The following is a 23,538-nucleotide window of genomic DNA, read 5'->3' on the forward strand; positions in this document are numbered from 1 at the left end:
CTGAACTGCGGGTTTCGCGGGGCGGCTGGAGTACTAGGCCCCGCACCGGCGAACGCCGAAGCTCCGGACCGGCGAACGAGGGCGCGGCCCGACCGGCTTCATGATCACCCGCTTACGCCGTTCGCACGCCCGTACAGGCACACTGGGGACATGACGACCGGCACTCCGCCCCCGACCCGTCCCCGGCGCTCGCGCGCCCGTAGATTCCTGCCGCCGGCCCTGGCCGCCTGGCTGGTCCTGGAGATCTGGCTCCTGACCCTGGTCGCCTCGGCCGCCGGCGGCCTCGTCGTCCTGCTGATCCTGGTGGCCGGGGCCGCGCTCGGCGCCGCGGTCATCAAGCGCGCGGGCCGACGCGCCTTCAAGAACCTGACCGAGACCCTCCAGCAGATGCCGGGGCAGCCCGGCGCCCCGGCCACGCCGCCGGCCGCCCCCGCGGGCGGCAAGGGCTCCCGGGGCAACGGGCTGCTGATGCTGGGCGGGCTGCTGCTCCTGATCCCCGGCCTGATCTCGGACGCGGCCGGACTGATCCTGCTGGTGCCGCCGGTGCGCACCATGGTCAGCCGGTACGCGGAGCGCTCGCTGGAGCGCCGTATGCGGGCCGCGACGCCCGGGGGTCTCTCGGACGCCTTCCAGCAGGCCAGGATGGGCCGGCCGGACGGAAAGGTCGTCCAGGGCGAGGTCATCCGCGAGGACGGCTCCCAGGCGCCCTCCGGGCCCGACGGCGACCCCCGGGGCCCCCGCCCACCGCTCACGCCCTGACGGGGGCTCCCTGCGTGCCGGCGAGCTCTGCCGTCGGGACCATACCTCGGGGCATACCGAAGAGCCGCGGGCCGTGACACATGTTCTGTGTCACGGCCCGCGGCTCTTGGTGTTGTGCTGCTGTGCGGTGCTACACGGTCAGGCAGACTTCCTGCTGTCCCGCGGGTGCACGGCGATGTTCATGGCTCCGGAGCGCAGAACCGCCAGCCTCTCGGCCAGCACCTCCTCCAGCTCCTCGCGGGTGCGCCGCTCCATGAGCATGTCCCAGTGCGTGCGCGCCGGCTTGCCCTTCTTCTCCTCGGGGCCATCCCCGTCCACCAGGAGTGCCTGGGCGCCGCACGCCTTGCACTCCCACTCCGGCGGAATCTCTGCTTCTACCGAGAACGGCATCTCAAATCGATGTCCGTTCTGGCATGCGTACTCCACCGCCTGGCGCGGGGCCAGATCGATGCCGCGGTCCGTCTCGTAGCTGGTAACCACAAGTCGCGTGCCGCGGAGAGCTCGCTCACTCATGAATCGTGCCTCCCGGGCTTGTCGCCCACAGGACAAAATGTCGCTGTCGTCGTCATCCGGTCAACGTCCGGTCGGCGGTAAAGATTCCCGTTGCCGGTCATGCGTCGCCCGTCGTGCCGCTGCTTTATCTGGGTTGAGTACCCACGCATGCCCGGTTTGTCACCTCTGATGGAAGTTGTCACTCAACGGTCGAGCCGCTTCCACTGGCAGTAACGGTCCTCCCGGGCAGGCCAAAGACGTATACTACCGCCCTTTGACTTCAACGTCTAAATCCGTTCCGGCACGGGGTTGCCCGCAGCCTCCACCGCGCGCCTCACCGGGACCCGCGCGAGCAGCACCGCGCCGAGCGCGAAGAACACGATCAGCGAGATGATCGCGTCGCGATAGCTGCCGGTCAGCTGGTACGCCAGACCGAACACCAGGGGCCCCAGCCAGCTCAGTCCGCGATCGCTCAACTCGTACGCGGAGAAGTACTCCGCCTCCTTGCCGCGCGGCACCAGGTGCGAGAAAAGCGACCGCGACAGGGCCTGGCTGCCGCCCAGTACCAGGCCGATCGCCGCCGCCAGGGCGAAGAAGAACCCCGGAGCGTCGGCGGGCAGCAGATAGGCGGAGATCAGGATGAGGGTCCAGATCACCAGCGATCCCAGAATGGTGCGCTTCGCCCCGTACGTCCGGGCGAGCCGCCCCATGCCGAGCGCCCCCGCCACCGCCAGGATCTGCACCAGCAGCACGGCGACGATCAGCGTCGTCTGATCCAGGCCCAGCTCCTCGGAGCCGTACAGCGAGGCCTGCGAGATCACCGTCTGGATCCCGTCGTTGTAGACGAGATAGGCGAGCAGGAAGGAGAGCGTCAGCGGGTGGCGCCGCATGTCGCGCAGGGTCGCTCTCAACTGCTGCCACCCGGATCCGACCGCTCCCTCGCCGTCCGGCGCGATCCGGCGGTCGCGCAGCCGGCGCAACGGTACGAGGGTGAACGCGCCCCACCACACACCGGCCGAGGCGAGGCAGATCCGCACCGCGTCGGACTCCGCGAGCCCGAAGGACTCGTGGCCGGTGTACAGGATCAGGTTGAGGACCAGGACGACGGCGCCCGAGGTGTAGCCGAAGGCCCAGCCGCGCGAGGAGACCGCGTCGCGCTCCTCCGGCTCGGCGATCTGCGGCAGATAGGCGTTGTACAGGACCATCGACACGGAGATGGAGGCGTTCGCCACGATCAGCAGGAACGCGCCCAGCAGATAGCGGTGGCCGTCCAGGAAGAACATCCCCGCAGTCGCCGCGGCTCCCGTGTAGGCCGCCGCCGCCAGGAGCGGCTTCTTGCGCCCGGTACGGTCAGCCGCCGCGCCCACGATCGGCATCAGCACGACGGCCACCACGATGGACGCCGAGACGGAGTACGCGAACAGCGAACCCGCGCGCACCGGTATGCCCAGCGGGTGCACGAACCCGTCGGGACCGGCCGCAGCCTTGGCGATCGACGTCAGATACGGACCGAGGAAGACGGTCAGCACGCTGGTGGAGTAGACGGAGCACGCGAAGTCGTAGAAGTACCAGCCGTGCTGCTCGCGTCTGCGGGCGGCCGCCGTCCCGTCGTCCGGCGGCTGCCCGGCCGGATCGGCCTTCCCTGTGGTCCCGGTGCTCAAGCCGCGCCCCCTCGGTCGTCCCCTGTGGACGTGGACGGACCGGGCGTCAGGACCATGCCCCCCGCTCGCTCAGCACCGTACGCAGCGTCTCGATGTGATCGGTCATGATGCCATCCACGCCGAGGTCCAGGAGCGCCGCCATCCGCTCCGGTTCGTTCACCGTCCAGACGTGCACCTGGAGCCCGAGCGCGTGCGCCGTGCGGACGAAGCGGGCGTCCACCACCGGGATGCCGCCCTGCCGCTCCGGGACCTGGGCGCAGACCGCGCCCGCGCGCAGCGCCGCCCCGATGCCGTACGAACGCAGGCGCAGCCCCAGGACGCCGCGCACCCCGTACGACGTGGCCAGCCGGGGGCCCGCCAGGCGGTGGGCGCGGGCCACCCGTGCCTCCGAGAACGAGCCGACGCAGACCCGGTCCCAGGCATCGGTGCGACGGATCAGGCCGAGCAGCGGCTCCAGCGCCGATTCCGCCTTGAGGTCCACGTTCCAGCGGGCCTTCGGGAACTCCTCCAGGAGCTCCTCGAAGAGCGGCAGCGGCTCACTGCCCCCGACCCGGGCCCGCCGCACCTCGCTCCAGGGCAGCGCGGAGATCCGGCCCCGGGCATCGGTGACCCGGTCCAGCGTCGCGTCGTGGAAGGCGACGAGACGGCCGTCCGCCGTGGTGTGCACATCGGTCTCGAAGTAGCGGTAGCCCGCCGCGGACGCCCGGCGGAAGGCGGTCGCGGTGTTCTCCACGCCGTCCGCCGCCCCGCCGCGATGGGCGAAGGCGATCGGCGCCGGGTGGTCCAGGTAAGGGTGGCTCGGATTCACTGCGGCAGTATGGCCTGCCCGGATGCCGGGTCGGCAACGGGGCCGGAACCGGCGGGCGGCGCAGGGGTGGACGGCTCGCCCGAGGCGACGGTGGCACCCGGCCCGGCGGGCTCGGGGAGCGCGAAAATCCGCAGGAAGAACTGGGCCAGCGGGCCGATGGCCAGCGCGTACAGCACCGTGCCCGCCCCCAGCGAGCCGCCCAGCAGGAACCCGGTCACCACGACCGCCACCTCGATCGCCGTGCGGACCAGCCGGATGGAACGCCCGGTGACCCGGTTCAGCCCGGTCATCAGCCCGTCGCGAGGCCCCGGCCCGAACCGGGCCGCGATGTAGAGACCGGTCGCCCCCCCGTTGAGCAGGATGCCCAGGACCATCACGGGAACGCGGAACCCGAGCCCGTCCACGTCGCCGACCACGGCGAGCGTCCCGTCCATCGCCAGCCCGACCACGAAGACGTTCGAGACCGTGCCGAGCCCCGGCCGCTGGCGCAGCGGGATCCACAACAGCAGCACCACCGCGCCGATGACGATCGACACCACGCCGATCGAGATCCCGGTCAGCTCCGCGAGGCCCTGATGCAGCACACCCCACGGCTCCAGGCCCAGTTCGGCCCGCACCAGGAGCGCGGAGCTCGCCCCGTACAGCGTCAGGCCGACGTACAGCTGGACCAGCCGCCGGGTGAGGTGAGTGGTGCTCCGGCCGGTGGTCCTGGCCACGTCATGCCTCCTGCTGTAGTGGTAGTGGACTGCTTCGTGCCACTCTGTGGCAGGGGATCGGTCACCAACTATGGCCAATTCGAGGAAGGTGGACTGATTTTAATGGCGCAGTGGACATCGACGGTGGGGGCGGCCCAGCTCGCCCGGCAGCTCAGGTCGCAGCAGGCCCGGCCCATCGGACCCGGCGGCCGCAAGCCGCCCGCCTACCGCGCGCTCGCCGACGGGGTGCGGCTGCTCGTCCTGGAGGGCCGGGTCCCGGTCGCCGCCCGCCTCCCCGCCGAACGCGAGCTGGCCCTCGCCCTGGCCGTCAGCCGTACGACCGTCGCGGCGGCCTACGAGGCGCTGCGCGCCGAGGGCTTCCTGGAGTCCCGGCGCGGTGCCGGCAGCTGGACCGCCGTCCCGGCCGGCAACCCGCTGCCCGCCCGCGGTCTCGAACCACTGCCGCCGGAGTCGCTCGGCTCGATGATCGACCTGGGCTGCGCTGCCCTGCCCGCGCCCGAGCCCTGGCTGACCCGCGCTGTCCAGGGGGCGCTGGAGGAGCTGCCGCCGTACGCCCACACGCACGGCGACTACCCGGCCGGACTGCCCGCCCTTCGGCAGATGATCGCCGAGCGATACACCGCGCTCGGCATCCCGACCATGCCCGAACAGATCATGGTCACCACCGGCGCGATGGGCGCCATCGACGCGATCTGTCACCTCTTCGCGGGCCGCGGCGAACGGATCGCGGTCGAGTCCCCCAGTTACGCCAACATCCTCCAGCTGATGCGCGAGACGGGCGCCCGCCTCGTCCCGGTCGCGATGGAGGAGGGGCTCGGCGGCTGGGACATGAACCGCTGGCGCCAGGTGCTGCGGGACGCCGCGCCCCGGCTCGCCTATGTGGTGGCCGACTTCCACAACCCCACCGGCGCGCTCGCCGACGAGCAGCAGCGCCGGGACCTGGTGGACGCGGCCCGGTCCGCCGGAACGGTCCTGGTCGTCGACGAGACCATGAACGAACTGCGCCTGGACGCCGACCTCGACATGCCGCGCCGCGTCTGCGCCTTCGACCCGGCGGGCAGCACGGTCCTGACCGTCGGCTCGGCCAGCAAGGCCTTCTGGGCCGGCATGCGCATCGGCTGGGTGCGCGCGGCCCCCGACGTCATCCGCAGCCTGGTCGCCGCCCGCGCCTACGCCGACATGGGCACCCCCGTCCTGGAACAGCTCGCCATCAACTGGCTCATGGGCACGGGCGGCTGGGAACAGGCCGTCGAGGTCCGGCGCGGCCAGGCGCGGGAGAACCGGGACGCCCTGGTCGCGGCGGTGCGCCGGGAGCTGCCGGACTGGGAGTTCGCCGTGCCGCGCGGCGGACTGACGCTGTGGGTGCGCACCGGGGGCCTCTCCGGATCGCGACTGGCCGTGGCCGGCGAACGGGTCGGCGTCCGGGTGCCGTCGGGGCCCCGTTTCGGGGTCGACGGGGCCTTCGAGGGGTACGTACGGCTGCCGTTCACGGTCAGCGGGCCCGTCGCGGACGAGGCGGCCGTACGGCTGGCCGCCGCGGTGGACCTGGTGCGTTCCGGGGCGGGCGTGGGGGCCGACGCCCCGCGCAGCTTCGTGGCCTGAGCGCTTCTGGGCCGCGCACGGACACCCGCGGGCGGGAAGCGGACCGTCGATGGTCCGCCTCCCGCCCGCGGGGGTGCGGCGGTGCTTCCCGTTCAGTTCTCGGCGCCCGCCGGCTGCGCCTGCGCCAGGGGTTCGGACGGCCTGGCCTCGGCGACCACCGTCTCCACCGGGACGGCCTCGCCCGGACGGGCCGCCGCCTCCACCGCCACGGGGACCTGCTCCGTCGCGGGACCCTCGTCGGCGGGCTCCCCCGCCGGGGCCGCCTCCATCGGGGGGTGCCGGTCGGGCAGCAGGTCGAGCACCGCCTGCCGGTGCGTCTCGCTCGTGGCGTCGTCGTACGGGTCCGGGGTGGCGGGCACCTGGAGCCGCAGGACCGGGCCCGCGCCGAGGCGGACGTAACCGCGTCCCGCGGGGACCTCGGGCGGCGGCGTGGTGTGCGGTTCGGCGCCGAGGACGGCCGCGATCTGCTCGCGGGAGGCCGGCCCGAGGACCGCGCGGGCGCGGGTGTGGGTCCGTACGGTCTCGGTGAGGGTGTCCAGCGCGTCGAACTGCTCGGCCAGCACGACGGTGACCTGGGCGGCCCGGCCGTGCCGCAGCGGGATCCGGAGCAGTTCCAGAGGATCGGGCCTGCCGTCGGCCGCCGCGAGATGGCCCAGCGCGCAGGGGCGGTCCAGCAGGATCCACAGCGGGCGCCGGATGTCGTCCGGCACGGGGTGGCCGCTCTGCCGGGCCCGGTTGGCGGCGATCAGCCGGCGCTCCGTCTCGTGCGCCGCCCACTCCAGCGTCGCCAGCGCCCCGCCGAGGCCGGACTCCACGGCGAGGACGCCGCCGCGCCCCGCGAGGGCGCCGTACTCGCCGGTGCCGCTGCCGTCGACGACGATGACGTCGCCGTCCCGGAGCGCCTGGAGGGCGATCGAGCGGACCAGGGTCGTGGTGCCGCCGCCGGGCTGTCCGACGGCCAGCAGGTGCGGTTCGGTGGAGCGGCCGCCGGTCCGCCAGACCACGGGCGAGGCGTCCACCGTCATGTCGCCGTCGCGCACGGGGACGGTGCGCGAGACGGCGTCCGGGTCGGTGAAGCCGAGCACCGTCTCACCGGCGGCGGTGACGAAGCGCTGGGCGGCGATCGTTGTGGGGAGCGCGTCCAGCACGGTCATGACGAGACGGTTGGCCTCCTCGTCCCAGCCGAAGTGGTATTCGCGACCCCGGCCGGACTTGGTGTGGAGCAACTGCTCGATCCGGGAGCGGGCGGCCGGCTCGCCGTCCGTGAAGTACGCGGGGTAGGAGACCCGCAGACGGGTGAGCCGCCCGTCGGCGTCGAAGGCGTACCCGTCGAAGGCCTTCCCCCAGTCGCCGCCGTGGGCGAACAGCGGATCGGGGTCGTCGGGCGTCGAGAAGTACGGCACGAGCGCCTCGTACAGCGACCGCAGACGGGCGGTCTCCGCGTCGTCGGGCCCGGTCCGCGCCGGGGTCCGCTCCCGCCCCTTCCACGCGGCAGCGCCCATCACCGTGACCAGGGCCAGGATCGGCCCGTAGGGGACGAGCGCCACCACGAGCACGCAGGCCGCGCCGAGGAGCAGCTTGGGCCCGCGCCGCTCCTTGGGCGTCGCGACCCACTTCCGCCGGCCGGACACGGCCAGCAGTCGCAGTCCGCGGACCACGGTGATCAGCGGATGGAGGACATCGGTGGCACTGTCGGCGGCCGTGCGTGCGATCTCTCTGCCGCGAGTGATCGAAGCGCTGCCGCTGCTCAGAATGCGGGGGAGTGGTCGCCGTGCCACATCGGTCTCCTGTAGGGGTGGGAGCGGTCGCGGAGCGTCAGAACTTGATCCCGCCCAGCAGGCCGGCGAGGCTCGCCCCGCCCGCCGTGATGCTCGGAGCGATGGCGGTGCCGGCCAGGTAGAAGCCGAACAGGGCGCAGACGATGGCGTGGGAGGCCTTGAGCCCGTCCTTCTTGAAGAACAGGAAGACGACGATGGCGAGCAGTACCACGCCCGAGATGGAAAGGATCATGAGTGGTTCTCTCCTGGTCGAAGGGGACAGTCACCATGAGTCCTTCCAGGATCACGAGAAGTATCTATATGACAAAAGGTGCAATCGAGTGAATATCCTGCACTTTCACTTGACTGGCTCACAGAAGTAGGCCTCCGGGGAGCGGCATCACCTCGTCCGTGCCGGGCAGGATCAGCCGCGGTGATCCCTTGCCGTATCCGGGCCGGGTCATGTCGGCCCTGGAGCAGTACCCTGTCGATTCACTCGTACGGTCCCGTGCCGTACTCCCCACCAGGTCAACCGCGGCGGTGACAGCCGTGGCAGCAGTCAAGGAAGGCGGTCCGTCCGATGAGCGAAACCCCTGATCCCGAGGTGGTCGAGCTGGCGACCAAGGTCTTCGACCTGGCCCGCGCCGGCGACACCGAGGCGCTCACCGCGTACGTCGAGGCCGGAGTCCCCGCCAACCTCACCAACGACCGGGGCGACACGCTGCTCATGCTCGCCGCCTACCACGGGCACGCCGGGACGGTCGCCGCCCTCGTCGCCCGTGACGCCGACCCGGACCGGGCCAACGACCGGGGCCAGACCCCGCTGGCCGGAGCCGTCTTCAAGGGCGAGGACGCCGTCGTTGACGCGCTGCTCGCCGCCGGCGCCGACCCGGCCGCGGGAACGCCGTCCGCGCTGGACACGGCCCGGATGTTCGGCAAGTCCGACCTGCTGGAACGCTTCGGTGCCCGGTAGGGCGCCGGCGGGCGCGCCCCGTCGCGCGTCCGCCGTGGGCTCCGCTGACCGGTCCGTCGTAAATGTGGTCGCGGTGGCGAAATGGCTGGGTCATCATGACGTCGCGGGCCCGCTCAGGGCCACCGACGAGAGGCAGAGGAAGATGCTCTACACCAGGCGAAAGACGGCGGTCGGCCGATCATGTCACTGCGCGGCGTAACGGTGTCCCCCCGGACATCCCCGCGTGCCGAGAGGCACGGGGCACTGCACAGTCCCGGTTGCGTCGACAGCTTGATGTGAGGCTTTCTCCCATGTTCGATCCGTTCATAGCGCCGAGCGGCACCCTGCTCGGCCTGTTGCAGAGGGGCCGCGGCGACGGCACGCTCCACGCGCTCGCCGCACCGCGCCCCGAGGCCCTCGCGGCTCTCAACCACTGCGTCGTGAGCGACCCCCGTCACGACTGGCAGGTGGAGAACCGCTCCCTCTACTACGCGCGCCTCTACCTCGACCTCGACGGCGGTATCGAGGAGATCGAGCGACACCTCGCCGATCCCGACGACCTCATCGATACCGACGACTCCCGGACCGGTCTGGCGCTGTCCGTCCTCGGCCACCTCGCCTCCTACGGGCGCGACGACGCCCTGGCCCTGCTCCGCCGCTACGCGGCGACCGGCGCCAACTGGGCCTGGGCCCTGGACGAACTCGCCCTGCGTGACGACGACGCCGGCCTGCGCTCCCTCGCGCTGCCCGTCCTCGCCCGCTTCCCGGACACCCATCAGGGCTCGGCCGACCTCGCCGCCGCCGTACGGGACGCCTTCGAGCCGCGCCCCTGGCGGCTGTGGGCCGACGATCCGCGCGCGGCGGTCGGCGCCCGGGTCAGGGCCGCCGGCGAACAGGGCTCGTTCGACCGATGGCAACGCCAGATGCGCCCCGGGGGCCCCCGCCCCGGCTGGAGCGTCCAGGCCGTCTTCGACTGGGCCCAGCAGGCCCTGGAACGCGGCAGCGAACTGCACGTCCCCGCGGCCCGCTGCCTCTCCGCCGTCGCCGGACGCGACGACCTGCCCGCGATCGTCGAGGCCGCCCGCAGCGGCCCCGAAGGCGCCCGCTGCGCCGCCCTGCACTACCTTGCGGAGGCGGGCGACCCCGCCGTCCTCGACCTCATCGAGGCCGCCGCCGTCAGCCCCGCAGGCACCGTCGCCGACACGGCCATCGCCGCCTTCGAGCGGATGACCTGCGACGATGCCGTGGAACGGGCCCGGCGCTGGGCCCACCGCCCCGACACCCTCGGGGCCTCGGCCGCCGGAGTGCTCGCCTGCCGAGGCACCGCCCAGGACGCTCCCCAAGTCCTCGGCGCGCTGCGGGAGGCCGTACGCGGCGACGGACCCGACGCCCCCCGGCTGTGGACCCTCGTCGATGGAGCGGGCCGCCTCGGCATCGCCTGCGCCGCGCCCGTGCTGCGCCACGTCTACCGCGAGACGTCCTCCTCGCACCTGCGGGGCAGGGCCGCCCGCGCCCTGGCCGCCACCGACCCGTCCTACCCGACCGGGTTCGCGGTGGAGTGCCTCTGGGACTGCGAGGAGACCACCCGCGAGGTGGCCGCCCTGCACGCCGAGACCGGAGACATCCGCGTCGCCGAACGCCTGCGCCGCCTCGCCGCCGACCCGGCCGAGGAGGCCGAGGTTCAGACGGCGGTACGCAGCCGGATCGGGCCGGACGCACCGGCTCTCTGACCGCGGCAGCCCAGGAGCACGCCGAGCCCGGGAGGACGCGGCAGCCCAGGAGCACGCCGAGCCCGGGAGGCGCGGCAGCCGAGGAGGAGGGGCGTTGTCAGACCCTCCTCCTAGGCTTCTCCCCATGGACATCAACGAGTGGTGGGGGCTCGTCGAGCGGGCTCGCGACGCGGTCGGGGACCGGGCGGACGACCGGGACCCGCCCGACGACCCCTTGCCCGGAGCCCTGACCGACGTGCTCGCCTCCCTGGAGCCGGAGCGGATCGCGGCCTTCGCCGTCACCGCGGTGGCCGTGACCCGGTCCGCCTACCGGTGGCCCCTGTGGAACGCGGCCTACCTCATCGAGGGCGGCTGCGGCGACGACGGCTTCATGGACTTCCGCGACGGGCTCTCCCTGCTCGGCCGGGAGACCTTCACCCGGGCGGTGGCCGATCCGGACACGCTGGCCGGACTGCCGGTGGTGATCCGGATGAGCCGGGGAGAGCACGGCTGGATCGGATACGAGTCCCTGAACGCCCCGGTCGCCGAGGCCTACCACCGTCTCCGGCACGAGACCGCCTCCCTCGACGCCGCGGTCGAAGCGGCGCTGCGCGACCGCATACGCCCGGCGGACCCGGCGGGCGAGAACTGGGACGCCGAGGACGCCGCCGCGAACCGCCGCCGACTGCCCCGACTGGCAGCGCTCTTCCAGGACTGAACCCCCGACGGACGTTGCGCCCCGCGAGATGCCTGCGAGTTACCTTGCGGATGCTTCGGGCCTGCGAGCCCGTGGGCGCGGGCACAGAATGGCGCCATGACCGGACGCTGGGAGTTCTGGATCGACCGGGGCGGCACCTTCACCGATGTGGTCGGCCGCCGCCCCGACGGCCGCCTGATCACCCGCAAGCTTCTCTCCCACGACCCCGCCCGCTACGACGACGCGGCCGTCGCCGGAATCCGGCTGCTCCTCGGCCTGGACCCCGGCGAACCGGTGCCCGCCGACCGGGTGGCCGCCGTCCGGATGGGCACCACGGTCGCCACCAACGCCCTGCTGGAGCGACGGGGCGAGCCGACCGTGCTCCTGATCACCGAGGGTTTCCGGGACGCACTGCGGATCGCTTACCAGAACCGGCCCCGCCTCTTCGACCGGCACATCGTCCTGCCCGAGTCCGTCCACGAACGCGTGATCGAGGTCCCCGAACGCCTCGACGCCCTCGGCCGCACCGTCCGCCCTCTCGAACTCGCCCCCGTACGTGAACAGTTGCGCGCCGCCCACGCCGACGGTCTGCGCAGCGCCGCCGTCGTCCTGATGCACGGCTACCGCCACCCCGCCCACGAACGGGCCGTCGCCGAGGCGGCCCGTGAGGCCGGCTTCACCCAGGTCAGCAGCTCCCACGAGGTCAGTCCGCTGATCAGACTCGTCCCCCGCGGCGACACCACGGTCGTCGACGCCTACCTCTCACCCGTCCTGCGCAGGTACGTCGACGAGGTCGCCGCCCGCCTCGACGGCATCCGGCTGATGTTCCTCCAGTCCAACGGCGGCCTGCGCGAAGCCGCCCGGTTCCGAGGCAAGGACGCCGTCCTCTCCGGCCCGGCCGGGGGCGTCGTCGGCATGGTCCGCACGTCGCGGCAGGCCGGATACGACCGCGTCATCGGGTTCGACATGGGCGGCACCTCCACCGACGTCTCCCACTACGCCGGCGCGTTCGAACGCGAACTGGGCACCGAGGTCGCCGGCGTCCGGATGCGCGCCCCGATGATGAGCATCCACACCGTCGCGGCCGGCGGCGGTTCCCTCCTGCACTTCGACGGCAGCCGCTACCGCGTCGGCCCCGACTCGGCCGGCGCCGACCCCGGCCCCGCCTGCTACCGCCGGGGCGGCCCCCTCACCGTCACCGACGCCAACGTGATGCTCGGCCGCGTCCAGCCCGGCCACTTCCCGGCGGTCTTCGGCGAGGGTGGCGACCTCCCACTCGACGCCGACCTGGTGCGGACGCGGTTCGCGGCCCTCGCCGACGAGGTGGGGCGCGCCACCGGGCGACGGCCAAACGAGGCGGAAGCGGCGGCGGGCTTCCTGGAGATCGCCGTGCTCAACATGGCCAACGCCGTCAAGAAGATCTCCGTGCAGCGCGGCCACGACGTCACCCGCTACGCCCTGACCGGCTTCGGCGGCGCGGGCGGCCAGCACGTCTGCGCGGTCGCCGACGCCCTGGGCATCGACACGGTCCTCGTCCCCCCGCTCGCCGGGGTGCTCTCCGCGTACGGCATCGGCCTGGCCGACGCCACCGCGATGCGCGAGCAGTCGGTGGAGGAGGAGCTCGACGAGGCCGCCCGGGAGCGCGTGGAGAGGCTCTGCGCGGAGCTGGCCGACCGTACCCGCGAAGCCCTGCGCGCCGACGGAACGCCGGACTCCGCGATCACCACACAGGCCCGCGTCCTGCTGCGGTACGCGGGGACGGACGCGGCGCTGCCGGTGGACCTGGACACGGAGACCGCCATGGCCGAGACGTTCGCCGCCGCCCACCGGGCCCGGTTCGGCTTCACGATGGACAAGCCCGTCGTCGTCGAGACGGTCACGGTGGAAGCCACCGGGGCCACCGGGGCCACCGGGGCCACCGGGGCCACCGGGGCCACCGGAGCCACCGGAGCCACCGGAGCCACCGGAGTGACCGGTGATGCCGCGCCCGCCACGGGCTCCGGTCCGCGCGACGGCCACCGCGACACCCCGCCGCGCCCGGCCGACACCGTGGACCTCTACGCCGAGGGGCGGCGGCAGCGGGCCCCGCTGTACCGCCGGAGGGACCTGCGCCCCGCCGACACCGTCACCGGTCCCGCCGTCGTCGCCGAGGACGACGCCACCACCGTCGTCGACCCCGGCTGGCGCGCCGAAGCGGCCCCCACCGGACATCTCGTCCTCACGCGCCGCAGCCCCCGCCCCGAACGCACCGCCGTCGGCACCCGGGTGGACCCGGTGATGCTGGAGGTCTTCAACAACCTCTTCATGTCGATCGCCGAGCAGATGGGCGTCCGCCTGGAGAATACCGCCCACTCGGTCAACATCAAGGAACGACTCGACTTCTCCTGCGCCCTGTTCGACGCCGGGGGCAACCTGATCGCCAACGCCCCGCACATCCCGGTGCACCTCGGCTCGATGGGCGAGTCGATCAAGGAGGTCCTGCGGCGCAACGAGGGGAGACTGCGCCCCGGTGACGTGTACGCCGTCAACGACCCGTACCACGGCGGCACCCACCTGCCCGATGTCACCGTGGTGACCCCCGTGTTCGACGAGGGCGAAGCGGGAGAACCGGACCACTTGCGCTTCCTGGTGGCCTCACGCGGGCACCACGCCGAGATCGGCGGCATCACACCAGGCTCCATGCCCGCCTTCAGCCGGACGATCCACGAGGAGGGCGTGCTCTTCGACAACTGGCCGCTCGTCCGCGACGGCCGACTGCGCGAGGAGGAGACCCGCGACCTGCTCACCTCCGCCCCGTACCCCTCCCGCGACCCGGACACCAACCTCGCCGACCTGCGCGCCCAGATCGCCGCCAACGAGAAGGGCATCACCGAACTGCGGCGCATGACCGACCAGTTCGGCTCCGATGTCGTGGACGCCTACATGGGCCACGTCCAGGACAACGCCGAGGAGTCCGTACGCCGCATCGTCGCCGGACTGCACGACGGGCACTGCCGCTACGAGACCGACAGCGGAGCCCTGATCCAGGTACGGCTGACCGTGGACCGGGACGCCCGCAGCGCCCACCTCGACTTCACCGGAACCTCGCCCCAGCAGCCCGGCAACGCCAACGCGCCCCGGTCCGTCGTCATGGCCGCCGTCCTCTACGTCTTCCGCACCCTCGTCGGGGAGGACATCCCGCTCAACAGCGGCTGCCTGAAACCCCTGGAGGTGACGATCCCGCCCGGGTCCATGCTCGACCCCGCCTACCCGGCGGCGACCGTAGCGGGCAACGTGGAGACCTCCCAGGCCGTCACTGGAGCCCTGTACGGCGCGATCGGCGGCCAGGCCGAGGGCTCCGGCACCATGAACAACCTCACCTTCGGCAACGACCACGTCCAGTACTACGAGACGATCGCCAGCGGATCCGGAGCGGGGGACGGCTTCGACGGAGCCGACGCCGTCCAGACCCATATGACCAACTCCCGGCTCACCGACCCCGAGATCCTGGAGTGGCGGCTGCCCGCCCTGCTGGAGGGCTTCGCCGTCCGGGGCGGCAGCGGGGGAGCGGGGCGGTGGCACGGCGGCGTCGGCGTCGAGCGTCGTATCCGCTTCCTGGAACCGGTCACGGTCGCGCTGCTCTCCGGACACCGCCGCGTCCCGCCGTACGGAGCGGGCGGCGGCGAGCCGGGGGCGCTCGGGGAGCAGCACATCGAGCGGGCGGACGGCGAGCTGGTCCCGCTGAAGGGCTGCGACACCGCCGAACTGGACGCCGGAGACGTGCTCGTGGTGCGCACACCGGGCGGCGGAGGATACGGACCCGCACAGACCTGACCCCCGCCCGGAGCCGGTCGCATAAACGCCGTTTCGACCGTTGTCGGTGCGAGGACCTAATCTGTCCCACGTGACTTCGCCTGCCTACCCGGACGCCACCTCGCCGCAGCTCGGCGCGGGGCCGCGGCCTGCCCCGGGCCCCGCCGCCGACGAGGGGCTCTCGCGGCGGCTGCGCGCGCTCGCGTGCACGGCGCCGCTGCACGACCTCGACGTCCGCAAGGCGAATCTGGCCGGCGAGTACACGGTGTACGCCATGGCGGAGGTCGCCCTCGCCGCGATCGACCACGTCACGCTCAATATGGACTTCGACACCGGAGCCGACCACGACCAGATAGTGGCCAGACTGCTCCCCCGGGTCGGCGCCCAGGCCCCCGACCGCCCCGTCGCCGAGCACGAACGGGTCGCCCGCTGGGTCTTGGAGAACCTGATCAACGTCGGCAGCGTCGACCGCGGTTTCCGCGCGGTCTACGGCACCTTCGGCCCCGACGGCGTATACGTCCGCCGGGACTACGACTTCAAGCTCATCGAAGAGGTCCCGGGCTACGGCGGCACGGTCTACCTCCGCGCCACCGACGAAGCGGTCAACGTCCTGGTCGGCGCGTTGGACACCGATGTCACCAGCGCCCAGATCGCCGCCGAGGTCAAGCTGGAGGTCCTCATCAGCCGGGGCCGCCTCGCCGACGCCCAGCTCGCCGCCGAACAGGCCCGCTACCGCACCGTGCAGTACGCCGAGACGCTGCGCCGGACCCTGGAGGCGACCCGGCGCAACGTCCGAGCCGTCGACTGGCTCCACACCGTCCCGGACATGATCGCCGAGGCACTGGACCACGTGGCCGACCGCTACCGTCACGAGAACGCGATCCTCACCAACATCCGCAAGGCACGCGACGAGGCCGAGGAGCCCGAACACAAGCGCCGGGCCGCCGAGCTGGTCGACATCGTCAAGGACTGCATCCGCCGCCACACGCAGCTCCAGTCCCGGCTCCTGGAGGCGGGCCCCCTCTTCCGCGCGGAGCAGGACCGGCAGGCGTTCGCCCCGCCCGCCGCCCACGCGGGCCTCGATCTGTACGGGCAGCTCCTCGCCCCGCTCCTCCCCCTCCCCGTCGAACAGTCCACCCGCGCCACCGACGCCTTCTTCGCCCACGGCACCGGACTGCGCACCCCGACCTCCGTACGGGTCGGGGACCTGGTCGACCTGCTGCTCACCCCGCCGCTGGAGCGCGAGCACCTGGGCGCGGAGATGCCCGAGCCCGACCTCATCGCCACCCCTGACGACAGCCGGTTCAGCGAGGAGCAACTCGCCCGCGCCATGACCCTGCTCGACCTGGAGCACGACGCCCCGCGCCGGCTCTCCGGACTGCTCGCCGAAGCGCGCGGCACCGGAGACACCGACCTGCCGTACCTGGTCGCCCTGCTCGCCGTCCACGCCGCCAGCCCGCCGGTCGGCACCGCCTACCGCCAGGGCGAACGACGCCTGCTGTTCGCCGTGGACGACGGGGCACAGCTGGACGACCCGGAGTTCGGCGGCGCCGACCTGATCGTGGGCACCGCCCTGCTGGACGCCGTCGGCATGGCCGCCGACCGGAAGGAGGCCTCATGACCGGCTTCGCGGCGTCTGTCGTGCACCTCTCCGCCGCGTCAGTAGTGACGAGCCCTGCGGCGTCTGTCGTGCACCGCCCCGCCGCTTCTGTCGTGCACCGCCCCGCGCCTTCCGCCATGACCGGGCCCGCCCTCCTTCCGCACCCGCACGATTTCCGTACCGAGGAGTCCCAGCCGTGAGCGACCACGACGCCGAGCACCCCGACGCGTGGACCGAGCCCTCCGCGTACGCCGGGCCCGCCACCCCGCACGCGGGCGACTCCGCGCACCCCGGCGCCGCCGAGCCCGTCGGACAGACGCCCGTCACCCCGGCCGACGCCGCCGACGCCGCCCGTCTGGTCTCCTTCGGGCTCCAGCCCAAGCTGCTGCCCGCCCGCGACGCCGAGTACGCCGACCTGCTGCGGCGCTACCGCGAGGAGAGCGCCTTCGCCCGGCTTGCCGACGCCGTGGCCACCGGCCTCGGCCTCATCGTCCTGGAGGTCTCCCCGCGCGCCGGGATGGCCGTGACCGCGGGTGAGGACTCCGTCTTCGCCGTCCGCATGGGCGACTACGCCCGCCGTGCCTCGTCCGACGCCGCCGACCGCTTCCTGCACGGCCTCGCCCACCTCGCCGTCGCCGCCCTGGCCTTCCCCCGCCCCGAGGACCTCGCCGACGACGCCTACATCGGCCGCATCACGGTCAACGGCGTCGACGCCTTCGTACGCCAGGCCTGCCGACGGCTGGAGGAGCGCGCCGAGGAACAGGGCGACAACACCGACCCGGCCAGCGACGCCCCCGGACTCGAGGCCGGCTGGCGGATCTACGCCCGCCGCAGCTCCACCGGCGCGACGAAGGACGCCCGTCGGCTCGCCGGATCCACCACCGGCATCATCGGCAAGGCCGTCGCCTTCCTCACCGACTCCGGCTTCCTCCAGCGCACCGGTGACGACGCGGGCGGCGCCTACCGCACCACCGCCCGCTACCAGCTCCAGGTCCGCGACCTGGCGGGCAGCGCCGCCATGGCCGAACTGCTGGAGCTCGGCGTCGTCCCCGTCACCGACGGCTCCGCCACCCTGCTGCCGCCGCCCCACCCCGACAGCATGGAGCTGGCCGCCGACGCTGGCCTGCCCTTCCACTCCTGACCTTCCCTTCTCACCTGACCGGCCGTTCCCGACCAGACCAGACCAGACCAGACCAGACCAGACCTGACCGGCCGTTCCCGACCGGTCAGCACGCCCGCACCTGCCGCTCCGCCCCCGCTCACCGAACGACGAGAGTCCGCCGCCATGTACGAGTTGTCCCGGGTCCGCCTCTACTCCATCGGGCCTGCCGGTGCGCGCTACGCCGACACCGTCCTCGACCTGCGCGGCGTCGGCGCACCCGTTCCCAGCCCCGCCCCCGCCCAGGCGGAGTTCTTCGAGGACGAGCCGGTCGGCCCGCCCCGCCGCCCCGCCCCCGCGGGCGTCCTCTTCCTGGAGAACGGCGGCGGCAAGTCCGTCCTGCTCAAGCTGATCTTCTCGGTGATGCTCCCCGGCCACCGCAACACGCTCGGCGGCGCCAGCTCCGGTGTGCTGCGCAAGTTCCTCCTCGCCGACGACTGCGGGCACGTCGCCCTGGAGTGGCAGCACACCCTCACCGGTGAATGCGTCGTCGTCGGCAAGGTCAGCGAGTGGCGCGGCCGTCAGGTCTCCAACGACCCGCGCAAGTTCGCCGAGGCCTGGTATTCGTTCCGGCCCGGCCCCGGGCTCAGCCTGGACAGCCTGCCCGTCGCCGAGTCCTCCGCCGTGGGCCGCCCCGCCGAAGGCGCCTCGGGCGCACGCGGCAGGCGGCGCACCATGAAGGGCTTCCGCGACGCGCTGACGGACGCGGGCAAGTTCTACGCCCATCTCGACGTGCACTGGGAAGAAATCCACGACCGCTGGAACGAACACCTCGGCGACCTCGGTCTCGACCCCGAACTCTTCCGCTACCAGCGCGAGATGAACTCCGACGAGGGCGAGGCCGCCGGGCTCTTCGCGGTGAAGAAGGACTCCGACTTCACCGACCTCCTGCTCCGTGCCGTCACCGACACCCGCGACACCGACGGACTCGCCGACCTGGTCAGCGGCTTCGGCAACAAGCTGGGCCGCCGCGCCGAGCTGACCGCCGAACGCGACTTCACCGCAGGCTCCGTCGACCTCCTCAACCGGATCGTCGAGGCCACCGGCACCCGCGCCCGCGCCCGCGACATCCACGCCGGCGCCGAACGCCGCACCCGCACCCTGGCCCGCCGGCTGACCGCCCGCGCCGCCGAGGAGCGCGCCCGCACCGCCGAGCTGGCCGAACGGGTCACCGCCGCCGCCCACACCGTCACCGAGGCGGAGTCCACCCGGGGCAGCCGTTCCCTGATCGCCGCCGAACTCGCCTACCGGCACGCCTCGCTGGCCCTGACCGCCGCCGAGAAGAACGCCGCCGCCGGCCGCAAGGAGCTGGTCGAGGCCCGCACCCTGCACGCCGCCTGGCAGGCAGCCGAAGCCGTCCTGCGCCACCGGGCCGCCGCCGACCGCTCCGCCAGGGTCGCCGTCGCCATCCGCGAAGCCGAACGCGACGCCGCCCCCGCCCTCGCCGCCCGCTCCGCCGCCGCCACCGACCTCGTCCGCGCCCTGCACCGGGCCGCCGAGGAGGGCGAGCGCGTCGCCAACGAGGAGGAGGAGCGCTCCGACACCCTCCAGGCCACCGGCGAACGCGCCCACCGCGACGCCACCGTTGCCGCCACCGAGGCCCAGCGCGCCCGCAGCGAGGCCGGACACCTGCGCCAGCGCCTCGCCGAAGTGGGCCAGGAGACCGCCGAAGCCGTCAAGGCGGGCTGGCTCGACGACACCGCGCCCGACGCCGACCCGGCCCGCGCGGCCCTCGCCGCCAGCGACGCCGAACAGTCCGCCGTAGCCGCCTGGGACACCGCCCGCGAAGCCGCGCGCGCCGCCGCCGACACCGCCCGCGAGGCGGCCGCCGCCGAGAGCCGCGCCGATCTGGCCGCCGCCCGCGCCGCCGACGGCGCCAGGGCCGCCGAGCAGAGTCACGAGGACGAACTCCGCGCGGCCGAATCCATCGCCGCCGACCCCCGCCTGGGCGACCTGCTGGGCCTTCCGTCCGGCACCGGCGTCCCGCACCCCCGCAGGGAAGCCGCCGACGAACTGTCCGCCCCGGACCGGGGATCCGGCGCCCGCCCCGGCCCGGGGGCCGACGGCGCCACGGCCACCTCCGCCGAACCGGCCGCCGATCGCGCGGTGGCCCTCGCCGACCAGCCCGCAGCCACCCAACAGCCACTGACCGCCGACGAGTTCGACCGCAGCGCCGACGAGCTGCGCGACCTCCTCGACCAGTCCGTCGCCGCCGCCGAGCGCCGCCTCTTCGACCTGCGCACCGCCGCCGCCGACGACGCCCGCATCCTCGGCGCGCTCGGCGAGGGCGGGCTGCTGCCGCCCGGCCCCGACGTCCTGGCCACCGTCGAGTATCTGGGCGAGCACGGCATCCCCGCCCTGCCCGGCTGGCGCTACCTCGCGCAGGCCGTCGACCCGGCCGACCACGCCGCCGTCCTCGCCGCCCGCCCGGAGCTCGTCGACGGCGTCGTCATCACCGACCCCGACGCCCACACCCGCGCCCGTGAGGTCCTCGGCGGGGCGGCCCTGCTGCCCCGCTCCGCCGTGGCCGTCGGCACCGCCGCCGCTCTCCTCGCCCCCGTCCCGGCCGCCGGCACCGGCTCCGACGCGCAGCACGACGGTGTCTTCCTCGTCCCGCCGAACCCGGCCATGCACGACGAACACGCCGCCGACGAGGAGCGCCACGCGCTGCGCAGCCGCACCGCCGCCCGCGACGAGGACATCAGGACGCTGGCCGCCCGCCTCTCCGGGGACCGTGCGCTGGCCGCCCGCATCGGCTCCTGGCGCGCCGACTGCCCGCCCGGCATGCTCGCCGAACTGGCCCAGGCCGCCGCCACCGCCCGTACGGCGGCCGAGAGCGCCGAGGCCGTCCTCGCCGAGGCCCGCACCGCCCGCGCCGAGGCCGACGAGGCCGCCGCCGACACCGCCCGGGTCCGCGACGAGCGCCAGGAAGCCGCCCAGCGGGCCCGCCGCGCCGCCGACGCCCTCGCCGGACTCGCCCACCGGCTGCGGGAGCGCGCCGGCTGGCAGGTCCGGCTGCGCGAACTGGTCGACGAGGCCGCCGAGTCCGAGGCCCGTGCCGCCGTCTGCCTCGACCTCGCCCGCGCCGCCGACGAGGACCGCAGGGCCGCCCAGCGCGCCGGGGACGACGCGCGCCGCACCGCACGCGCCCTGCGGGCCGAGCGCGCCGAGATCGCCGGCGTCCCCGAAGTCCTCCCCGAGGAGGACGAGTCGAAGGCCCGCACCGCCCTGCCCACCCTGCGCGAGGCCTACCGGGCCGCTTCCCAGCTCTACGAGAAGGTAGGCGTCGGCGCCGACCTCCGCGCCGAACAGGCCCGCGCCGAGAGCGACGAGAGCGCCGCCCTCGCCGAGCTGGACCGCCTCACCAACAAGGTCCGCACCCGCGCCGCCCAGCTCCTGGAGGGCACCGACGGAGCCGACGGCCCCTCCCGCCAGGCCGCCGCCGCCCGCGCCGAAGCGCACGTCCAGCTCCTGGAGACCCGCGCCTCCACCGCCAGCGAACATCTGGGACGGCTCCGCGGCGAGGCCGAGCGGCTCGCCCCCGACGACGAGCGACAGCACCACACCGAACTGCCGGACGACCTCGTCCCGGCCGACGCCGAAGGAGCCCAGGCCCTCCTGCGTACCGCCAACGGCGAACTGGCCGAAGCCACCGCCACCCTGGACACCGCCCGCGCCGCCCACAGCGAGCTGCTGCACGCCCACCGCACCGCCGAGGACTCCGCCGGCGGCTTCGACGAGACCGCGGCCCTGCTGCGGGACCTCCTGCGCGACCACGGCACGGAGGACGGCACCGAACACCCCGACCCCTACCCCGGCACCCTGGAGGAGGCCCGGCAGTCCGCCGCCGAGTCCCGCCGCTCCCTGCGAGGCTGCAACACCGACCTCTCGGCGGCCGAGAGCGCCGTCCGGGATGCGAGCGACGTCCTCGTCCGGCACGCCAACTCCACCCGGTACGAACAGGTCCGCACCCCGGCCCGCCAGCAGATCCGCGAGCTGCCCGCCTCCGCACTGCCCGAGCACGCACAGAAGTGGGCCGACGCCTTCGCCCCCCGGCTCCGCGTCCTCACCGACGAACTGATCCAGCTGGAACGCAACCGCGACTCGATCGTCGACCGGCTGCGCGGCCTGGTCGACTCCGCGCTCACCACCCTGCGCTCCGCCCAGCGGCTCTCCCAGCTCCCCGAAGGGCTGGGGGAGTGGTCGGGGCAGGAATTCCTCCGGATCCGCTTCGAGGAACCCGACCAGGCCACCCTCACCGAACGCCTCGGCGAGGTCGTCGACGAGGCCACCCGGGCCGCCCTCAAGAAGAATTCCGACCTGCGCCGGGACGGCGTGTCCCTGCTGCTGAGGGGCGTCGAGGCGGCGCTGCGGCCCAAGGGCATCGCGGTGGAGATCCTCAAGCCGGACGCCGTGCTGCGCGCCGAGCGCGTCCCCGTCGGGCAGATGGGCGACGTCTTCTCCGGCGGGCAGTTGCTCACCGCCGCCATCGCCCTCTACTGCACGATGGCGGCGTTGCGCAGCAACGACCGGGGCCGCGACCGCCACCGGCACGCGGGCACCCTGTTCCTCGACAACCCGATCGGCCGCGCCAACGCCACGTACCTGCTGGAGCTCCAGCGGGCGGTGTCGGACGCGCTGGGCGTGCAACTGCTCTACACGACCGGCCTGTTCGACACGACCGCGCTCGCCGAGTTCCCCCTCGTCATCCGGCTGCGCAACGACGCGGACCTGAGGGCGGGGCTCAAGTACATCAGCGTGGAGGAGCATCTGCGTCCCGGTCTGCCGCAGCAGGACCCGGACGGAGAGACGGTCCACGGCGAGATCACGGCGACCCGCATGTTCAAGAGGAACGAGCAGGCGGCCGCCGAAACCCCGCCACCACGGCCCGGCGCCTGACCACGGGCCACCACCACCGCTGCCGGTCGGGCGGAGCCGCCCGGCAGCGCTGGCCGAACTGCGGACCGGCGCCGTCAGCGAATGACGGTCCGCGATCAGGTCCGCGGATCAACCCCGCGATCAGGTCCGCTCAACCCGCGATCGGGTCCGCGGATCAGCTCCCCGGGTCAGGCCCGGGAGAGGTCTCCGGTCTTCCGGCGGCCGTCTATGCCACCGCCTGTGCCGTCCCGCTCGGCGGCTCGCTCGGCCCGGCGGGACCGCCGCCGCTCACGACGTATCTGCCGGGCCGAACTGCTCGGCACCGACACCACGCCGTTGCGCTGGTTCCACACCTGCCGGGTCACCCAGACGTCGAGCACCGACCAGGTGGCGACCACCGTGCTGGCCACACTGCTGAGCACCATGGGGAAGGCCAGCCAGGAGCCGGTCAAGGTGCTCAGAAAAGCGACCATCGCCTGGATGATCGTCAGCGACATGATGAGCACGGCGCGTACGGCGGCCGTCCGTACCGCGTCGGGCATCCGTCGCTTCGACGCCGGCTCCTCCACCCACAACTGCCGCGGCACCCGTGCCCCGTCCGCGGCTTCTGTCCTCGCGGCCGCCGGTGCTCCGGCGCTCCCGCGTTCCTGCGTGCTCAAGGACCTTCAACTCCCCACCACTGTCCGACTTCAGGGTGGCTGCCCGGCTTGCGCCGGTTCTACGCGGGCGGAACACGTCCACCCTGCCCCGCACGACCCCACCGTGCGTCTACCCCGTACATATGGACGAACCACCCGTCCCGAAGATTCCCCTGGAAAACGCCCGCAGGGCACAGAAGGGCACGGAGCGAAGAATTCCAGCCAACTGATACGTGCTGGTGCTGACAGGTCCAGCCGGTAGCGTCTGTCGCTTTCGCGAATTTCATCTCCGGGAATACGGGGACAACTCATGATCAA

General features: G+C 73.5%; 16 protein-coding genes. 9 read left to right on the plus strand and 7 right to left on the minus strand.

What is annotated here, in order from left to right; all coding sequences use genetic code 11:
• Positions 1 to 150: 150 nt before the first annotated feature.
• Entirely contained in the window at positions 151 to 759 is a 609-nt protein-coding gene (fxsA, locus tag AB0F29_RS09950) for an FxsA family membrane protein (RefSeq protein WP_361869484.1), read from the plus strand.
• A gap of 138 nt (positions 760 to 897) precedes the next feature.
• On the opposite strand, the gene AB0F29_RS09955 is transcribed toward fxsA, so the two are convergent.
• From AB0F29_RS09955 to AB0F29_RS09970, 4 genes are all read right to left on the minus strand, one after another.
• On the minus strand, positions 898 to 1,272 hold the full coding sequence (locus AB0F29_RS09955) for an RNA polymerase-binding protein RbpA (RefSeq protein ID WP_003959706.1): 375 nt from the start codon (positions 1,270 to 1,272) through the stop codon (positions 898 to 900).
• A 266-nt stretch (positions 1,273 to 1,538) separates the two neighbouring features.
• Positions 1,539 to 2,912, minus strand: a complete 1,374-nt coding sequence (locus AB0F29_RS09960; protein ID WP_361869486.1) for an MFS transporter — start codon at positions 2,910 to 2,912, stop codon at positions 1,539 to 1,541.
• A gap of 46 nt (positions 2,913 to 2,958) precedes the next feature.
• The gene (locus tag AB0F29_RS09965) at positions 2,959 to 3,720 is read right to left on the minus strand and encodes a glycerophosphodiester phosphodiesterase (RefSeq protein ID WP_361869488.1); all 762 of its coding nucleotides are present in this window, start codon (positions 3,718 to 3,720) and stop codon (positions 2,959 to 2,961) included.
• Positions 3,717 to 4,436, minus strand: a complete 720-nt coding sequence (locus AB0F29_RS09970) for a hypothetical protein (protein ID WP_361869490.1) — start codon at positions 4,434 to 4,436, stop codon at positions 3,717 to 3,719. The genes AB0F29_RS09965 and AB0F29_RS09970 overlap by 4 nt, the downstream gene beginning before the upstream one ends.
• A 102-nt stretch (positions 4,437 to 4,538) precedes the next feature.
• Between AB0F29_RS09970 and AB0F29_RS09975 the strand changes: the two genes are divergently transcribed.
• Positions 4,539 to 6,038, plus strand: coding sequence for a PLP-dependent aminotransferase family protein (locus AB0F29_RS09975; protein WP_361869494.1), 1,500 nt, complete (start codon positions 4,539 to 4,541; stop codon positions 6,036 to 6,038).
• Positions 6,039 to 6,130: 92 nt separating this feature from the next.
• On the opposite strand, the gene AB0F29_RS09980 is transcribed toward AB0F29_RS09975, so the two are convergent.
• Both AB0F29_RS09980 and AB0F29_RS09985 read right to left on the minus strand, forming a co-directional pair.
• Positions 6,131 to 7,816, minus strand: coding sequence for a hypothetical protein (locus AB0F29_RS09980; RefSeq protein ID WP_361869496.1), 1,686 nt, complete (start codon positions 7,814 to 7,816; stop codon positions 6,131 to 6,133).
• A 37-nt stretch (positions 7,817 to 7,853) separates the two neighbouring features.
• Positions 7,854 to 8,048, minus strand: a complete 195-nt coding sequence (locus AB0F29_RS09985; RefSeq protein ID WP_003970432.1) for a hypothetical protein — start codon at positions 8,046 to 8,048, stop codon at positions 7,854 to 7,856.
• Between the two features lie 327 nt (positions 8,049 to 8,375).
• On the opposite strand from AB0F29_RS09985, the gene AB0F29_RS09990 reads away from it, so the two are divergent.
• The 7 genes from AB0F29_RS09990 (at position 8,376) to AB0F29_RS10020 (ending at position 22,603) form a co-directional block, all read left to right on the plus strand.
• The gene (locus AB0F29_RS09990; protein WP_359767710.1) at positions 8,376 to 8,768 is read left to right on the plus strand and encodes an ankyrin repeat domain-containing protein; all 393 of its coding nucleotides are present in this window, start codon (positions 8,376 to 8,378) and stop codon (positions 8,766 to 8,768) included.
• Between the two features lie 290 nt (positions 8,769 to 9,058).
• The gene (locus AB0F29_RS09995; RefSeq protein WP_361869500.1) at positions 9,059 to 10,477 is read left to right on the plus strand and encodes a HEAT repeat domain-containing protein; all 1,419 of its coding nucleotides are present in this window, start codon (positions 9,059 to 9,061) and stop codon (positions 10,475 to 10,477) included.
• 124 nt (positions 10,478 to 10,601) lie between these two features.
• The gene (locus AB0F29_RS10000; protein ID WP_361869502.1) at positions 10,602 to 11,174 is read left to right on the plus strand and encodes a DUF4240 domain-containing protein; all 573 of its coding nucleotides are present in this window, start codon (positions 10,602 to 10,604) and stop codon (positions 11,172 to 11,174) included.
• 96 nt (positions 11,175 to 11,270) lie between these two features.
• Positions 11,271 to 14,966, plus strand: coding sequence for a hydantoinase B/oxoprolinase family protein (locus AB0F29_RS10005; RefSeq protein ID WP_361869504.1), 3,696 nt, complete (start codon positions 11,271 to 11,273; stop codon positions 14,964 to 14,966).
• Between the two features lie 70 nt (positions 14,967 to 15,036).
• The gene (locus AB0F29_RS10010) at positions 15,037 to 16,566 is read left to right on the plus strand and encodes a hypothetical protein (protein WP_361869506.1); all 1,530 of its coding nucleotides are present in this window, start codon (positions 15,037 to 15,039) and stop codon (positions 16,564 to 16,566) included.
• A 175-nt stretch (positions 16,567 to 16,741) separates the two neighbouring features.
• Positions 16,742 to 17,686 carry a hypothetical protein gene (locus AB0F29_RS10015; RefSeq protein WP_361869509.1) on the plus strand — a complete coding sequence of 315 codons (945 nt, stop codon included), beginning with the start codon at positions 16,742 to 16,744 and terminating at the stop codon, positions 17,684 to 17,686.
• A 144-nt stretch (positions 17,687 to 17,830) separates the two neighbouring features.
• The gene (locus AB0F29_RS10020) at positions 17,831 to 22,603 is read left to right on the plus strand and encodes a hypothetical protein (protein WP_361869511.1); all 4,773 of its coding nucleotides are present in this window, start codon (positions 17,831 to 17,833) and stop codon (positions 22,601 to 22,603) included.
• Between the two features lie 167 nt (positions 22,604 to 22,770).
• Here AB0F29_RS10020 and AB0F29_RS10025 read toward each other — a convergent pair whose 3' ends face one another.
• Positions 22,771 to 23,124, minus strand: coding sequence for a hypothetical protein (locus AB0F29_RS10025; protein WP_361869570.1), 354 nt, complete (start codon positions 23,122 to 23,124; stop codon positions 22,771 to 22,773).
• Positions 23,125 to 23,538 lie beyond the last annotated feature (414 nt).

The sequence above is a fragment of the Streptomyces sp. NPDC026589 genome (assembly GCF_040638385.1).
Classification (GTDB): Bacteria; Actinomycetota; Actinomycetes; order Streptomycetales; family Streptomycetaceae; genus Streptomyces.

Coding starts and splice junctions, on each gene's coding strand:
- AB0F29_RS09985 (WP_003970432.1), bottom strand. CDS start 8,048: ATGATCCTTTCCATCTCGGGCGTGGTACTGCTCGCCATCGTCGTCTTC.
- AB0F29_RS09975 (WP_361869494.1), top strand. CDS start 4,539: ATGGCGCAGTGGACATCGACGGTGGGGGCGGCCCAGCTCGCCCGGCAG.
- AB0F29_RS09990 (WP_359767710.1), top strand. CDS start 8,376: ATGAGCGAAACCCCTGATCCCGAGGTGGTCGAGCTGGCGACCAAGGTC.
- AB0F29_RS09955 (WP_003959706.1), bottom strand. CDS start 1,272: ATGAGTGAGCGAGCTCTCCGCGGCACGCGACTTGTGGTTACCAGCTAC.
- AB0F29_RS10025 (WP_361869570.1), bottom strand. CDS start 23,124: ATGCCCGACGCGGTACGGACGGCCGCCGTACGCGCCGTGCTCATCATG.
- AB0F29_RS10020 (WP_361869511.1), top strand. CDS start 17,831: ATGTACGAGTTGTCCCGGGTCCGCCTCTACTCCATCGGGCCTGCCGGT.
- AB0F29_RS09995 (WP_361869500.1), top strand. CDS start 9,059: ATGTTCGATCCGTTCATAGCGCCGAGCGGCACCCTGCTCGGCCTGTTG.
- AB0F29_RS10005 (WP_361869504.1), top strand. CDS start 11,271: ATGACCGGACGCTGGGAGTTCTGGATCGACCGGGGCGGCACCTTCACC.
- fxsA (WP_361869484.1), top strand. CDS start 151: ATGACGACCGGCACTCCGCCCCCGACCCGTCCCCGGCGCTCGCGCGCC.
- AB0F29_RS10000 (WP_361869502.1), top strand. CDS start 10,602: ATGGACATCAACGAGTGGTGGGGGCTCGTCGAGCGGGCTCGCGACGCG.